The 15,405-nt window shown below is 67.5% G+C and carries 12 protein-coding genes; 2 read left to right on the top strand and 10 right to left on the bottom strand.

Going from position 1 to position 15,405, the window contains the following annotated elements; genetic code table 11:
- Nucleotide 1: 1 nt before the first annotated feature.
- The gene (locus G579_RS0113935; RefSeq protein WP_028990656.1) at nucleotides 2–433 is read left to right on the top strand and encodes a hypothetical protein; all 432 of its coding nucleotides are present in this window, start codon (nucleotides 2–4) and stop codon (nucleotides 431–433) included.
- 462 nt (nucleotides 434–895) lie between these two features.
- On the opposite strand, the gene G579_RS0113940 is transcribed toward G579_RS0113935, so the two are convergent.
- The 10 genes from G579_RS0113940 to G579_RS17795 all read right to left on the bottom strand — a co-directional run bounded on the left by G579_RS0113940 (nucleotide 896) and on the right by G579_RS17795 (nucleotide 14,310).
- Nucleotides 896–1,966 (bottom strand): DMT family transporter, encoded by a 1,071-nt coding sequence (locus G579_RS0113940; RefSeq protein WP_028990657.1) that lies wholly within the window; start codon nucleotides 1,964–1,966, stop codon nucleotides 896–898.
- A 46-nt stretch (nucleotides 1,967–2,012) separates the two neighbouring features.
- Nucleotides 2,013–3,269: a TolC family protein gene (locus G579_RS0113945; protein ID WP_028990658.1), complete on the bottom strand. Its 1,257-nt coding sequence runs from the start codon at nucleotides 3,267–3,269 to the stop codon at nucleotides 2,013–2,015.
- On the bottom strand, nucleotides 3,266–3,574 hold the full coding sequence (locus G579_RS0113950) for a DUF3240 family protein (protein ID WP_028990659.1): 309 nt from the start codon (nucleotides 3,572–3,574) through the stop codon (nucleotides 3,266–3,268). The genes G579_RS0113945 and G579_RS0113950 overlap by 4 nt, the downstream gene beginning before the upstream one ends.
- On the bottom strand, nucleotides 3,567–6,647 hold the full coding sequence (locus G579_RS0113955; RefSeq protein ID WP_028990660.1) for an efflux RND transporter permease subunit: 3,081 nt from the start codon (nucleotides 6,645–6,647) through the stop codon (nucleotides 3,567–3,569). The genes G579_RS0113950 and G579_RS0113955 overlap by 8 nt, the downstream gene beginning before the upstream one ends.
- Before the next feature lies 1 nt (nucleotide 6,648).
- Nucleotides 6,649–7,770, bottom strand: a complete 1,122-nt coding sequence (locus G579_RS0113960; protein ID WP_081662817.1) for an efflux RND transporter periplasmic adaptor subunit — start codon at nucleotides 7,768–7,770, stop codon at nucleotides 6,649–6,651.
- 80 nt (nucleotides 7,771–7,850) lie between these two features.
- A complete protein-coding gene (locus G579_RS0113965; RefSeq protein ID WP_028990662.1) occupies nucleotides 7,851–8,279 on the bottom strand; it encodes a hypothetical protein in 429 nt (142 codons plus the stop codon).
- Nucleotides 8,280–8,459: 180 nt separating this feature from the next.
- On the bottom strand, nucleotides 8,460–10,091 hold the full coding sequence (locus G579_RS18415) for a methyl-accepting chemotaxis protein (protein WP_051181709.1): 1,632 nt from the start codon (nucleotides 10,089–10,091) through the stop codon (nucleotides 8,460–8,462).
- An 88-nt stretch (nucleotides 10,092–10,179) separates the two neighbouring features.
- Nucleotides 10,180–11,130 carry a chemotaxis protein gene (locus G579_RS0113975; RefSeq protein ID WP_211218756.1) on the bottom strand — a complete coding sequence of 317 codons (951 nt, stop codon included), beginning with the start codon at nucleotides 11,128–11,130 and terminating at the stop codon, nucleotides 10,180–10,182.
- Nucleotides 11,131–11,220: 90 nt separating this feature from the next.
- Nucleotides 11,221–12,591: a methyl-accepting chemotaxis protein gene (locus tag G579_RS18420; protein WP_081662819.1), complete on the bottom strand. Its 1,371-nt coding sequence runs from the start codon at nucleotides 12,589–12,591 to the stop codon at nucleotides 11,221–11,223.
- 93 nt (nucleotides 12,592–12,684) lie between these two features.
- The gene (locus G579_RS17795) at nucleotides 12,685–14,310 is read right to left on the bottom strand and encodes a methyl-accepting chemotaxis protein (RefSeq protein ID WP_051181715.1); all 1,626 of its coding nucleotides are present in this window, start codon (nucleotides 14,308–14,310) and stop codon (nucleotides 12,685–12,687) included.
- A 418-nt stretch (nucleotides 14,311–14,728) separates the two neighbouring features.
- Between G579_RS17795 and G579_RS0113990 the strand changes: the two genes are divergently transcribed.
- Nucleotides 14,729–15,388 carry an energy-coupling factor ABC transporter permease gene (locus tag G579_RS0113990; RefSeq protein WP_028990664.1) on the top strand — a complete coding sequence of 220 codons (660 nt, stop codon included), beginning with the start codon at nucleotides 14,729–14,731 and terminating at the stop codon, nucleotides 15,386–15,388.
- Nucleotides 15,389–15,405: the final 17 nt, after the last annotated feature.

Consider the following 15,405-nt stretch of genomic DNA (forward strand, 5'->3'; position numbering starts at 1 on the left):
CATGAGCGAGCTGGAACGGCAGTACAAGTCCCTGTCCATCGGCGAACGCATGGACCTGGCCCTCAGCGCCGATCTGCCCGAGGCCTATCGGCCCTTTCTGCTGCGCGATCAGTGGATGCAGATCAAGTGCTACTTCGCCCGCCGCCTGGACCTGCGTCCCGACGAGGTGACCGCCCTGCTCGACGACCAGGATCACGTCATCCGCCTGTGCATCGCCAAGCGCCACGATCTGACGCCGGAGCAGGTGGCGCGCTGCGTGACCGACCGCGACCCCAACGTGCGCTACTTCGTCGCCCGCAACCCGCTGCTCAGCGAGGCGCAACGGCAACGGCTGCTGGAGGATGAGGACGAACTGGTGCGCGCCGCGGCCAGGAAGGGACCGCGGGAGCTGCGGGTGCGGCAGCGGCCAGGGCAGGCGGAGGTGATCAGGTAGTCAGGTGCCCGGAGGCAAAGCCTCGCACCGATCCCCCGCTCCGCGCCCGCTCGTTTCCCCCGGCCCTGCGCGACGCAATGGCGAAGGGCTATCGTCCCTTTCCCGAACGCCAGCATCCCAACCGCACCGGCGCAGCATGTGAACGTGCCGGCGTCTTCTATTGGAAACGGGCGGGCTGAGGGCAGCCGCCGACGATGCCCGGGTGCCGCTTCAGGCCGCGCACCGGCGCGCAGGAGCGAGCTTGCTCGCGATCCTCCATGCTGGTCCTGCCAAGAGCGCACCCCCCCCGCCATGCCATAAGAACGGTTTCAGCCCTGAGCCGGGCTGTTGGGGCATGCGCAGCCCCCGCTGCGGTGCGGCATCCCGCGCCCGTTCCTGCAACGCACGGCGCCATGCACGTCCGCCGCCCCGGGCGGGTATGCGGCCTGTGCCGCTCCACTTCCCGACGCTCCCATCCCGCCCTCAGTGCCTGTGCCGGTGGTGGAGATCTGGCAGGTGGGGGTGGCTGTGGGTGAGGGGCTCGTGGCGGTGCGGATGATTGTGGGGTTCCGGGCCTTCGCTGCCGTCGTGGACGTGCTGGTGGTGGACGTCGTGGCGGTGCAGGTGGCTGTGCACGAGCGGCTCGTGGATGTGCTCGTGCTCGTGCCTCTCGCTCAGCACGAGATAGGTGGCCAGCAGCATGAGCGCCAGGGCAGTCAGGAAGCCGGCGCTCGGCGCTTCGTGCAGCAGAAGCACCGAAAGGCCGGCGCCGAGAAAGGGCGCGGTACTGAAGTGGGCGCTGGCGCGGGCACTGCCCAGGTGACGCAGGGCATAGACGAAAAGCACCAGGCTGATGCCGTAGCTGAACAGGCCGAGGAGCATGGCGCCGGCCAGCGCGGGCGCGGCGGGCAGGGCGGCGCCGCCGGCGAAGGCCAGGCCGAGGGCTGTGCCGCCGGCCGCCAAGCCCTTGATCATGGCGATCTGCATGGGATCGCTGGCGGCGATCCGGCGGGTGAGATTGTTGTCCAGGGCCCACAGGAAACAGGCGCCGGCGACCGCGAGCGCCTGGGGTGAGAGGCCGATGGGAACATGGGGATCGTAGGCGAGCAGCAGCCCTGCCGCCAGCATGAGCAGCGCGCCGAGCCATACCCGGCCGCCCACCGCCTCGCGGAAGAGCAGCGCGGCCACGAGAGTGGTGAGTACCCCTTCCAGATTGAGGAGCAGGGCGGCACTGGAAGCTTCGGTGCCGCGCAGGCCCCAAAGCAGCAGGATGGGTGCCGCGATGCCGCCCGCCAGCACCGCGCCGGCCAACCAGGGGTAGTCCTGCCTTGGCAACGGCGCTTCGCGCGTCAGCGCCGCTCCGGCACCCGGCAGGATGCGGCGCAGCATGTGGATCGCGAGTAGCCCCACGCCGCTGCCCAGGTAAAGCAGCCCCGCCAGCATGAGCACGGGCATCGTGCCGACGAGCAGCTTGGCCAGCGGCGTGCTGGCGCCGAAGAGGGCGGCGGCCAGCAGGGCGAAGAAGGCGTAACGCTGGACGGCGAGATCGATCATTTTACCCTCATTCCGGGTGCAATTGGCGGAAACGCCCGCGCGAAGCTCAATCTCCGTCGTGGTCCTGCGCCTCCATGTCCCAGATCATGTGGGCGTCCACCAGCAGCCGGTAGCGGGCACGCAAGGCGTTGAGGCGTGCCTGATGGGCGGCCAGGGCGGCGGCCTGGGCTTGGCGGCGGGCCAGGATCAGGTCCTGCAGGCTGGCCTCGCCCAAGGCATAGGCACGCTGCATCAGGCGGGCGTTGGCCTGGGTTGCCGCCGCCGCGGCCTCGGCGGCGCGGGCGCTGTCGTAGTTGCCGCGGGCATTGGCGACGGTCGCCGCCACATCGGCCTCGACCATGCGGGTCTGCGCGGCCAGGTTCTGGCGCGCGCTTTGCGCCACGCTGGCCGCTCGCGCCGCCTCCAGACCGCGGCGGCTGCCGGGAATGGGGATGCTGACGCTGGCGCCGACGATGCGTTCCGCGCCGCCGAATTCCGACGCCGCATGGACGCCCAGGGTGGGATCGGGCAGGCGCTCGGCGCGGGCGCGGGCGGCCAGCGCCTGGGCGCGGGCCAGTTGCGCCGCCGGGATGCGCAGCTCATGGCTGTGGGCCAGGATGCGCTCGCGCCAGAAGGCCGCGCCTTCCCGCAGGGGAACCGGTTCGCTCAGCGGCACCGGCGTGGGTTGAATGCCGGGAAAACGGGCCTGCAGCAAGGCCAGGGCGGCGGCCGCCTGGGTGCTGGCCTCGCTCTCGGCGCGCCTGAGATCTTCCAGTTCCGCGCGCGCCAAGTTCACGTCCAGCTGTGCCGCGTCGCCGGCGCGAAAACGTTTCTCCAGGGCGCGCAGGTTTTCCTCGGCGCCCTGACGCCGGGCGACCAGCAGGTCGCGGGTGCCCACCGTGCCCAGCCAGTCCAGCCACAGGCGCAGCAGCTCGCGGCTGGCTTGGTGCAGGGCATCGCCGTAGCGCGCCTGGGCCTCCGCCACGGCTTCCTGGCCGATGCGGCGGTCCAGGGCTGCCTTGCCGGGCAGGCGGACGGGCCGTTCCAGGTCCACCAGCCATTCGCCGTAACTGGGCCCGTCGCGCAGGGTGCGGGACTGGCCGGTGATGCGGGTGCTGAACTCGTAGGGGCCGACCTTCAGAATCCTGGCCTCCGTGCGAGCGCTCTCCAGGGCGGCGCGCGCCGCGGCCACCGTGGGATCGCTGTCCAATGCCTGGCGCGCGAGCGGGGTGGGCGGCAGGTCCGGCGGGGTGGGCAGCTCCTGGGCCCGGGCGATGAGCGCGCCGGCGCCGAGCAGCAGGCCGATGGCAAGCTGTCTGATCATCGGATCTCCCCCATGGCTTCGACCGCGCTCAGCCAGTAGAAGATGCCGGCGCCCGGCAGCTCCGTCCGCAGGCGGTCGAGCAGGGCATTCGCCGCCTCGCGGCTGACGATGAGCTGCACCTGCATGCGTCGGCTGCGGCCGAGCACCTGTTCCGCGGTGCTCCAGCGGGTGGGATCGGCGCCGTGGCCGGCCACCTGGATGCTGGTGAAGGCACTGGTCTCCGGAGAGACCAGCAGCAGGTCCAGCAAGTTCTCCTCCGCTTCCGGGGAGACGATCAGGTTCAGGCAGCACAGTTGCTCAGCCATGGCGGGCCTCCTTCGGATGGGCGAAGCGCAGGTAGAGGATGGGCAGCAGGATGAGGGTGAGCAGGGTGGCCGTGATCAGGCCGCCGATCACCACGATGGCCAATGGGCGCTGGATTTCCGAACCGGGACCGGTGGCGAAGAGCAGCGGCACCAGGCCGAAGGCGGTGATGGAGGCGGTCATCAGCACCGGGCGCAGACGCCGCTTGGCGCCGGTGACCACCACCTCGCGCAGGTCCATGCCGGCGGCGTGCAACTGGTTGAAGTAGCTCACCAGCACCACGCCGTTGAGCACGGCGATGCCCAGCAGGGCGATGAAGCCCACCGAGGCCGGCACCGACAGGTACTCGCCGGATGCCCACAGGGCGACGATGCCGCCCACCAGGGCGAAGGGGATGTTGCTGAGCACCAGCAGGGCTTGGCGCACCGAGCCGAAGGTGGAGAAGAGCAGCAGGAAGATGAGTCCCAGCGAGACCGGCACCACCAGGCTCAGGCGCTTGGCGGCGCGCTGCTGGTTCTCGAACTGGCCGCCCCAGGTGATGTGATAGCCGGTCGGCAGCTTCATTTTTTGCGCCACCAGCCGCTTGGTCTCGTCCACGAAGCCGACCAGGTCGCGCCCGCGCACGTTGGCGATCACGACGCTGTAGCGGTTGCCCATCTCGCGCTCGATCTTCACCGGCCCGTCCGACCGCTCCAGCGTGGCAATGCTGCTCAGCGGGATGCTGGTGCCGTCCGGCCGGGTCAGACGGGTGGCGGCGAAGGCGGCGGGGGACATGCGGATGTCCTCGGCGCCGCGGATGAGCAGCGGCGTGCGGCGCACACCCTCGATGACGATGCCGGCCCGGCGGCCGTCGATTTCGGCGCGCAAGGCGTCCTGGATGGCATCCGCCGACAAGCCCTGGCGACCGGCGGCGAGCCGGTCGATGAGCACGCGCAGGTACTGCACGCCTTCGTTGCGCACCGTGTAGACGTCCTCGCTGCCCGGAATGCCGCGCAACAGAGTGTCCAGTTGCGCCGCCAGCGCGTTGAGCTGCTGCAGATCCGGTCCGAAGATCTTGGCGGCCACGTCCCCGCGCACGCCGATGATCATCTCGGACACACGCATCTCGATGGGCTGGGTGAAGTTGTACTGGACGCCCGGGAACTGGTCCAATACCCGGCGCAACGCATCCAGCAGGGCCTGCTTGCTGTCGACCCGCCACTGATCGCGCGGCTTGAGCACCAGGAAGGTGTCGGTCTGGTTCAGGCCCATGGGATCGAGGCCGATCTCGTCCGAGCCCACGCGCGCCACGATGCGCTCCACCTCCGGGACCTGCGCCAAAATGGCGCGCTGGATGCGCAGGTCCAGCGCGGCGCTTTCCTCCAGGCTGATGGAGGGCAGCTTCTCGACGCCGATCACCACCGTGCCCTCGTCCATGGTGGGCATGAAGGTCTTGCCCACGCGGGTGTAGAGCACGGCGGCGATGATCAGCAGCACGACCGCTCCGAGGCCGATTAGGCGCGGGCGCCGCAGCGCGCCTTCCAGGGCCGGTCCGTAGGCGCGCAGCAATTGCCGCACCAGCCACGGGTCCTCGTGCCCGATCTTTTTCAGCAGGAAGGAGGCCAGGACCGGAATCACCGTGAGCGAGAGCAGCAGGGAGCCGGCCAGGGCGAAGACGATGGACAGCGCCACCGGGATGAAGAGCTTGCCTTCCAGCCCTTGCAGGGTGAGCAGTGGCAGGAAGACGGTGATGATAATGAGAATGCCGGCGGTGACCGGAACCGTCACCTCGCGCACCGAGCGGTATACGAGATGCAGGCGCGGCACCTTGCCGGCGTACTTGTCGTGGGCCAGATGCTGCACCACGTTCTCCACCACCACCACGGCGGCGTCCACCAGCATGCCGATGGCGATGGCCAGCCCGCCGAGACTCATGAGGTTGGCCGACAGGCCGAAGACGCTCATCAGAATGAAGGTGATCAGCGCCGCCAACGGCAGCACCAGCGCCACCGTGAGCGCGGCGCGCAGGTTGCCCAGAAAGAGGGTGAGTAGGATCAGTACCAGCACCACCGCTTCCAGCAACGCCTTGGAAACGGTGCCAACGGCCTGGTTGACCAGATCGGCGCGATCGTAAAAGACCTCCACGCGCACGCCGGGCGGCAGGGCGGTCTGCAGCTCCGCCAAGCGCGCGCGCACGCCCTCGACCACCTGACGCGCGTTGGCGCCGCGCAAGCCGAGCACCAGGCCTTCCACCGCCTCGCCCTTGCCGTTTTCGGTGACGGCGCCCAGCCGGGTGATGTGGCCGATGCGCACCAATGCCACGTCGCCCACCCGCACCGGCACGCCGTCGCGCACCGCCACCACCACTTGGCGCAAGTCGTCCAGGTTTTGGACACGGCCCTCGCTGCGCACCAGCAGCATTTCCTCGCCCTCGTTCAGGCGGCCGGCGCCGTCGTTGCGGTTGTTGTTCTGCAGTGCGGCCTCCAGCTCGGCGCTGGAGATGCCAGTGGCGGCCATCCGGACCCGGTCGGGCACCACCTCGAAGGTGCGCGCCACGCCGCCCAGGGCATTGACGTCGGCAACGCCGGGCACGCTGCGCAGCGCCGGGCGGATCACCCAGTCCAGCAGGGTGCGTCGTTCCATTTGGCTCAGCCCACCGCCTTCCACCGTGAACATGAACATCTCGCCAAGCGGCGTGGTGATGGGCGCCAGGCCGCCGCTGATGCCGGGCGGCAGTTCGCCGAGGATGCCGTTCAGGCGCTCGGCCACCTGCTGGCGGGCCCAATAGATGTCGGTGCCGTCCTCGAAGTCCAGGGTGATGTCCACCAGGCCGTACTTGCTGACCGAGCGCAGCATGCGTTGGCGCGGGATGCCCAGCATTTCCATCTCGATGGGCTGAGTGATGCGGGTTTCCACTTCTTCCGGCGTCATGCCGGGTGCCTTCATGATGATCTTGACCTGGGTGCTGGAGACGTCCGGAAAGGCGTCGATGGGCAGGCTGCGGAAGGCCAGCCAGCCGCCAATGGCCAGGAGCACGGTCGCCAGCACGATGAAGAGCCGCTGGCTGAGCGCGAATTGGATCAGGCGGGCCAGCATGCTATTCGCCTCCGCCGCTGTCGCCCTGCCAGGCCGCTTTCAATGCCGCCACGCCGGCCACGGCCACTTGTTCGCCCGCCTTGAGCGGACCGCGCACGCGCACCCTCTGGTCGGCGCTGCCCAGCACGGTCACCGGGCGCGCGGTGAAGCCGGCGCGGGTGCGCACGAAGACATAGGCTTGACCTCGATCGCGCACCACCGCAGCCAGCGGCAGATCCCAGGCATCCGGGCCGCTCGCCAGGGGCAGGGCCACCTGCACGAACTCACCGGGCCGCAGCTGCGCGGTGCCGCTTTCCACCACGGCACGCAGGGCGACGGTCTGGCTGCCGCCGGCCACCGCGGGGCTGAGGCTCAGGATGCGAGCGCTGGCTTCCCGGCCGGGCACCAGCACGCGGGTGCCGGGCTGCCAGCGGGCGGCCTCCTGGACCGGCACCTGGATGTCGAGCCACAGCTCCTTCAGGCTGGCCAGGCGCAGCAGCGGATCGGCCGCGGCCACCCGCTGGCCCAGCCGGGCCTCCAGCGCCAGCACGGTGCCCGCCTGCCGGGCGCTCACCGTGACGTTGTCCTGCAGCTTGCCGCTGCGCTCCACCTGGGTGATGGCGGCGGCGCTCAGACCGGCCAGGCGCAGGGCGGCGCGGGCTTGCTGCAGTGCGGCTTCGGCCTCGCTCAGGTTGGCCTCGGCCTCCTGCACCCGCCGCAGCGGGGTGATGCCTTCCCGGTTCAGGTTGCGCTCGCGGCTGGCGGTTTGCCGCGCCAGGCGGGCGCGGCTGGCGGCTTGCTGCAACTGCAGCTGCAAGGGGCCGAGCTCGGGACTGGACAGCTGCAGCAAGGGCTGGCCGGCGCGCACCGGCTGATTGGGCTGCACCAGCACGCGGGTCACGAGTCCTCCCACCGGAGCGCTCACTACCTGCTCCTGGCTCGGCGGCAGGACCACCTGTGCCGGGAAAGTGGTGCGGATGGCGCCGCCGGAAGCCTGCAGGGTGGCGACCCGGATGCCCAGCGCCTGCATCTGCCGGGCACTGACCGGGAATTCAGCCGCAGGCGCTGCCTGGGCCGGGATCGAAATCATCAAGGCACAGAGGCCAACCCAGAAGGCGGCACGGCCGGGGCGGAATGCAAGCATGGATATTCTCCGCGCAAGTTGGAAGAAGCGATGCCGGACGGACCGGGATCGTGATGCACGCCAGGCCTACAAGGCCTAGCTTAGACCAACAGGGCGGCGGGTGGGGCGCGGGTGGAGGGTGGGGAGCCTGGATCGGGGTGGCCGGCGGGTACTGCGTCCTCGCCCGCGAGGACACGCGGGGCTGGCGTCACGATCCGCAGGGCGATCAGCAGGAAGAACAGATCGGGGGCCGGCACCGGCAGGAGCTGCGGATCTTCCTTGATGGCGCTGCCGAGGCCGATGGTCTGCACCTCATGCTGGTCCGGGCTCCATTGGTGCAGCTGGGTGTTTTCCGCTGCCGGAGCGGCTAGGGCCAGAGACCATCCTTCCGCCGCGGCGTTTTCCGTCCAGTGCAGATGCACGCCCTTGCTGCCGTAGGACGCCAGCGGGTGGGCATGCAAGAGGGGCGCGGCCAGCTGCAGAGCCAGCAGGAGCAGCACCAGCAGCGTGGAGGGGATGGACAGTCGCATGGGCTTACAATAAGAAATGGCAAATGAAAACACAAGCATGCCGCTGATGCGCTGCAAGTCCAGGGAAATGCGCTCGCAATGCGGTCTTGGAAATGCGGCTTCTTGCTGCAACGTCTGGGGGTGGAGAGGGCGGGGGAGTGACTCGGGCACGGTGGTACATGGGTGGAGGCCGGTGGAGCCTCAGGACCGCCCCAGCTTGAACTGATTGACCAAATCCTGCAGTGTCCGGGCGGTGGCGGCCAGATCGCCGACGGCCTGGCTGGTGCGCTGGATGTCGCGGGTGGTGGCGTCGGTGATGCTGGCGACCTGCTCGATGTTGCGGGCGATTTCGGTGCCGACCGCGGACTGCTCCTCGGCGGCGGTGGCGATCTGGTGCATCATCTCCGTCACCGCGCGCACGGCCCGATCGATCTCCTGCAGGGCGCGGCCCGCTTCCTGGCCGTAGCCGACGCCTTGGGTGACCTCGCTGCGGGCCTGGGTCATGGCGGTCACCGCATGCGCCGTGCTGGCTTGCACCGTCTGCACGATGCTGGCGATATCGGTGGTGCTGGCGGCGGTGCGCTCGGACAGCTTGCGCACCTCGTCGGCCACCACGGCGAAGCCGCGGCCCTGCTCGCCGGCCCGTGCCGCCTCGATGGCGGCATTGAGCGCCAGCAGGTTGGTCTGCTCGGCGATGTCCTTGATGACATTGGTCACCTCGCCGATGCGCTGGATGGCGGTGTCGAGCTCGCCGATGGTCTTGGCGGAGGAACTCACGGTGCTGTCGATGCGGTTCAGGGCCGCGATGGTCTGCTGGCCGGTGGCATTGCCGCCTTTGACCAATTCCGCCGCCTGATTCGCCGCGTTGGCGGCGCTGCTGGCGTTCTGCGCCACTTCCTTGACCGTGGTGCTCATCTCCTCCATGGCGGTGCTGATCTGGAAGATGCCGTCGGCCTGCGCCTTGGCGTCGCGGCTCACGCTGGCGGCCATGTCGTTCAGCTGCCCACTGGCGCCGGCGGTCTGCACCGAAGCATCGCGCACCTGGGCGACGATGCCGTGGATCTTGCGGATGAAGTCGTTGATGGAGCGCGCCAGGCTGCTGATCTCATCGTGGCCGTCCTCGGGCACGCGGCGGGTGAGATCGCCGTCGCCCTGGCGCAGCTCGTCGATGGCGCCCAAGACCACCTGCAGCCGCCGGGTGATGTTGCGCACCACCCACAGCACCAGCAGGCCGCCCAGCAGCATGGCGGCGACAGCCAGCGCGATGCTGAGGGTCATGATGGTCTGCGCCTGATCGAGCACCTCGTTCTTGGTTGCTTCCACGGCGTCGCGCTTGGCCTTGATGATGTCCAGCAGGTTCTGGCGCACTACGCGCCACAGGGGAGTCTCGATTTTATTGAGGGTGCGGACCGCCTCCTGCGTGTCCGTCGCCGCCAGCTGGATGATGCGCATCTTGACTTCCATGTCCCGCTGCCAGGTCGCGCCGGTTTCCTGCAGCAGTTTGTGCGTTTCCGGATCGTTCAAGCTCAGCCTGAGCGCCTCTTGATGCGCGGCGCTGAAGCCCTTGGCGGAATCGTTGAAGTTGTCGTAGGCCTTCTTGTTCAGCGGGTCGAAGATGATGTTGCGCAAGGCTTGGCCGCTTTGCAGGCCTTGGGCGTACATGCTTTCCAGCGCCTGCAGCAGGGCTTGGTCCTGGTTGATGAAGCTCACGAAGTGGGCACTGCTGTTGCGCATGCCGCTCAGGGCCACGAGGATGGCCACCAGGAAGAGCGCAAAGGCCGCGCCCGTGGAGAAGATCAATTTGCCTTTGATGGTTTTAGCGTTGGTCAACATGGTTCCTTCCTTGGATTCGCTAAATTTCTTGATAATCATTCCGTTTTGGATGGCTGTGCGGGTACGAATGGCGTAGCCCGTTGCGCCGCTATTTGCCCACCCTGGCGGCGTGGTTCAGAATGGGCCGCAGAACCTCTCCCAGCTCCTTGGGATTGAACTTGGGCACGTAGGCGTCCACGCCGACCGCCTTGCCGACATTGACGTTGGCCTCGCTGGACAGGGATGAGTGCATGACCACCGGAATGCCCCGGAAGCGCGGGTCGTTCTTGATGTGCTTGGTCAGCACGTAGCCGTCCATCTCCGGCATCTCCACGTCGGTGAGCACGGCCTGGATCATCTCGTACATGGGCGTGCGGGTCGTCTCGGCGCGCGCTGCCAGCTGCTGCAGCTTGTCCCAGGCCTCCTGGCCGTTGTGGGCGCTGATGTAGTGGACGCCCAGGTGGGTCAGGGTGGTTTCGATTTGCTTGCGCGCCACCGGCGAATCATCGGCGAAGAGCACGGTGCCGCCGTTTTCGATGGGCCGCAACTCGTCGAAGAGGCGCGGGTCCATGCCGATCTGGATGGTGTCCGCCAGCACCTTTTCCACGTCCATGATCATGACGATGCGCCCGTCCTTCAGCTCGGTGACGGCGGTGACCAGCCCACCCATCCGTGCCGTGATCATGGGCGGCGGCACTTTGATCTGTCCCCACTCCAGGCGCAGGATGTTTTCCACGTTGTGCACCAGAAAGCCCTGGGTATGCTTGTTGTACTCTGTCACGATCATGATGCGGGGCTGGCTCTCCGGCCGTACCCCGCAGAACTTGGCCAGGTCCACCACGGGCACCAGTTGGCCGCGCAGGCTGACCATGCCTTCCACCGCCGGCGGCATCTCCGGCGCCTGGGTGATTTCGGGGATGCGCATGACCTCGCGCACCTTGAAGACATTGATCCCGAAGGTTTCCTCTCGGCCGGAATTCAAATCCCGGCCCAAGTTGAAGAGCAGGATTTCCAGCCGGTTGGCACCGGCCAGCCGGGTACGCTCATCGACTGACTGCATCAAACTCGCCATGGTTGCTGGCTCCACTGGATGTTGCGCGTGAAAAGTGAGGAGTGAAACGTGATGCGTGCTGCGCCGCCCGACGCCATGTCACGGATCACGCGGTTGCAGGCTGCCGCGCAGCATGCCCAATAGTTTTTGCACCTGGGCGGAGTGGTCCAGCAGACTATCGAGCCGGCGCTTGGCTTCCTCCAGGCGTCCGTTCTGCACGTGCTTCAGGATCTCGCTGCCCAATTCGTGCACTTTCCGGTGCTGGGGCTCGAGATCCACAAAGGCCTTGAGCTGCCCGTAGCGGATCTTGCCCGGTCCGTAGTACCACTTGCCCAGGCGGCAGCCGTGCTGGTCCTTGAGCGCCGGCATCTCCTCGGCGGGGCCGGCGGCGACCCTGCCGACCACCTCCTTGACCCACAGCAGGTGGTCTGCCTGGGTGACCAGCAGGAACAGGTCATCGAAAGGCCACTCGGCGAAATGCCCCATTTCCTGCGCGGCCAGGCTGCTGATGCTGTCGATGACGCCCTGCAGGTCGTGCAGCGACTCCTCGTGCTGCTGCACGATGCGGGACAGCTCGGCCAGGCTGTGCGCCATGTCCGTGGCCACGCTGCTCTGCTCCTCGGCGGCGGTGGCGATCTGGTGGACCCGGTCGTTGACGTGGGTGACCGCCTGATTGGCCTCGGACAGCACGATGGCCACGTTTTCCAGGGATTCCTGGCTGGAGCCCAGATGCTCCAGGCCTTCGTGAATGGTGCTCTCCACCGTGCGGGACTGCTGGCCGATGGTCATCGTGACCAGGTCGATTTCCTGGGCGGCCTGGGCCGATTTTTCCGCCAGCTTGCGCACCTCGTCGGCGACCACGGCGAAGCCGCGGCCCTGCTCGCCGGCGCGCGCCGCCTCGATGGCGGCATTGAGCGCCAGCAGATTGGTCTGGTCGGCAATGTCCTTCATCTTGGTGGTCAGCTCGGTGATGGTCTGGGTGCTACGCACGAAGTCGCCGACCGCCTGCGCCATCACGCGCACCGCCGATTCCACCAGGTCCATCTCCCCGACCAGCTTGGACAGGGCCTCGTTGCCATGGCGCGTCTGCTCCAGGCTGTTGGCGGACTCGCTGGCGGCCAGGGCGGCGTTGCGGGCAATCTCGTTGGCGGTGGCGGACATTTCCTCCACCGCCGTGGCCACGCCCGAGATCTTGCTGAAGTCCTCGGCAAAGCCGGCGGCAAAATCCGCCACCGAGCGGCTTGCCTGGGTGGTGGCCGCGATGATCTGCACGCCTTCCTCGGCCACGCCGACCAGGCGCTGATGCCAGCCTTCCAATTGCTCCAGCGGGTGGCGCACGGCCGACCAGGCTTCCGGGTGCGCCTTCTGCAACTGCCGCATCTGCTCGAAGTCGGCCTGCAGATAGGCGCTGAGCAGGCCGATCAGGTGCTGCGTGCCCGCCATCCTTTGCAAGGGGCTTAACTTGGCCATGGTCACTCTCCCGAACGTTGGCGTGCTGCTGTGAGCTGTCGGTGAATGGTGTCACCCGGTATGCATCCGCTGCGGCGCATCGGCGCCTGGATGCTAGCTGCGGAATTTGGCCACCAGGTCCTTGACGGTGCTGGCCATGGTCTGCAGCTCGTCGGTCTTGCTGCGCGTTTCCTGAATCGCGTTGTTGATGTTCTGCGTGCCCTGGGCGATTTTCTCGATGCTGTTGGAGATCTCCGAGGCCACGCTGCTCTGCTCCTCGGCGGCCGTGGCGACCGCGGCGATCTGATCGGTGACCTGGGCGGTGGCATTGTTGATCCGATCCAGGGCCTGGCCGGCGTCACGGGCGTAGCGCGTGCCTTCCTCCACCTGCTGACGACCGGTCTCCATGGCCTGCACGGCGGCCTGGGTCTCGTTCTGGATGGCCTGGATCATGCCGCCGATCTCGCCGGTGGCGTTGGCGGTGCGCTCGGCCAGCTTGCGCACCTCGTCGGCGACCACGGCGAAGCCGCGGCCCTGCTCGCCGGCGCGCGCCGCCTCGATGGCGGCATTGAGCGCCAGCAGATTGGTCTGCTCGGCGATCTCATTGATGGTGGCGATGATGCTGCCGATGCGCTGGGAGGATTCGCCCAGCTTGCTCACCGTGCCGGCTGCGTTGTGCATGGCGGCGGCCACCTGGTCCATGCCGGTGAGGGTGCCGCGGATGACCTGGGCGCCGCTCTGGGCCTCCTGGCTGGTGCGGCGGGCGGCCTCGGCGATCTCCTCGGCGCGGCGGGCCACCTCCATGGCCGTGGCGGACATTTCTTCCATGGCGGTGCTGACGTGCACGGTCTGGCCGCTTTGCTCCTCCATGTCGCGGGCCAGGGTTTCCGTTGCGCCTTTCTGTTGCCGGGCAGCGGTGAGCAGCCTGTCCGCGTTGTTCTGCATCTCGCGGGTGAGAACACGCAGCTGTTCCGCCATCTGGTTGGCGGCCTTGGCGATATCGCCCAGTTCGCCGGCGGTCTCCACGGGCACCTCCACCCGCAGGTCGCCGCGCGCCACTTTCTGCAGGGCGTCGCGGACGCGGCTGAGATTGCGGATCAGACCCTTGATGAGCAGCATGCCCAGGAGCACGACCACGCCCACGGAGATGCCGCCGCTGACCAGGAGGAAGAGCCGGGTCTGCTCGGCCATCCGGGTGGCGGCGGTGGATTCTTCCAACGCGCGCTGCGTCTCGTGCCGCAGGAAGTTTTCGGCTGCCTGGATGTGCCGGTTGTAGGCGGGAACGGTACGGCTTTCCAGGAGCGTGCGTGCCTCGTCGAAGCGGCCGGCGCGGGCCAGGGCGCGGGTCTGGTCGACGACGGCACGGCTGTTGTCGCGGGCCTGGATCAGAGCCTTGAACTGGGCGGTTTGCTCCGGCGTGTGGGCCAGGGCTTTCAGCTCCTTGAGCGCCTTGGCGTAGTTGGGCCGGTTGCCGTTGATGCGCGCTTCCATGCGTTGGGTAACGACCGGGTCGCGGCTGTAGACCATGGCTTCCAGTGCCGAAAGGGTGGAGTTGGCCCGGCGCTCGATCTCCGCCAAGTGGATCGTGGCGAGCTGTCGCTCCTGAGCCTGGACGATGTTCTCTTGCAGCTTTGCCGAGGTGAAGATGGCGATTGCCGCGCCCGCGGTCATCGCGCACGCGGCAAACAGAACGCCGATGCTCAAACGTGTTTTGAACGCCATGCGGTTAAAGCTGAACATGAGCTTTCCTGTCCTTGTGTTCGATTGATGATGAAAGGCCGCTCCTCTATCAGCACAAAACGTGCCAAGTGACTGTTCGCTGCGCCAATGGCGGCCCGGGTGTAAAGTGATAACGGCACACGTGCCCAAAACTTTAGCCGCGCCGCCGGGCCGGCCGCAGCCGCCGATCGCGCTTTTGACGCCGGGGTTTCGCCGGTCAGCATCGTCAAGAAAATGGCGCGGGGCGCGGGTGCCTGTGCCAGACTTGGGTAGCCGGTGCATTCCAGGTATGCTTTCGAACAGCCGACAGCGCTGCGCCGGCAGCCCCTGCAAAAACCTTTCCAGGCCTCGCTGGTCCAAAGGTGAGTAGCTTGCTGGACTTTTTGTCTGCTTCTATCTATTTGGCCCGGAGAGGGTCCTGATCTCAAAAGGACTGCTTGTGCACATCGAAGATGGTCTCCTGACTCCCTTCTGGCTCGCCCTGGGCTGGGTGCTGGTACTGCCGGTGCTCCTGCTGGCCGCCCGAAACGTGCGTTGGCAGTTCCTCAGGGAGCGCGGTACCGTATTCGGCCTGGCGGCGCTCTTCGTGTTGGCGCTATGGTCGGTGCGCGCGGGCATTTACCCCGGCCTCAACGTGCATCTGCTTGGCGGCATGCTGCTGACGCTGATGTTCGGGCCATGGCCGGCCATGCTCGTCCTCGCGGGCCTGGTGGCGCTCCTGGCCGGCTTCGGCGTCGGCGGGTGGTGGAGCCTCGGGGTGAACCTGCTGGCCCTGGCGGTCGTGCCGGTGCTGGCGGCCTACGGCATCCTGCGGGTCGTGGAAAAGCATCTGCCCAGCCATTTTTTCATTTATATTTTCGTGGTGGCCTTCATCGGCAGCGCCCTCACCATCGCGGCCTTGAGTGCCGTCGTTACTTTCTTTCTGCTCATCTCGAATGCCTACACTTTGCATTTCCTGATCGACAACTGGCTGATTTCCATGATTCTGGATGCCTGGGGCGAGGCCCTCACCACCGGCATGCTGATCACCCTGATGGTGGTGTACCGTCCCTACCTGGTCAGCACCTTCGACGACAATCGTTATTTGAAAGGGAAGTAGTTGCTTTTTTAATCACG

Origin of the sequence: Thermithiobacillus tepidarius DSM 3134, from assembly GCF_000423825.1 — a bacterium.
In the GTDB taxonomy this organism is placed as follows: Bacteria; Pseudomonadota; Gammaproteobacteria; order Acidithiobacillales; family Thermithiobacillaceae; genus Thermithiobacillus; species Thermithiobacillus tepidarius.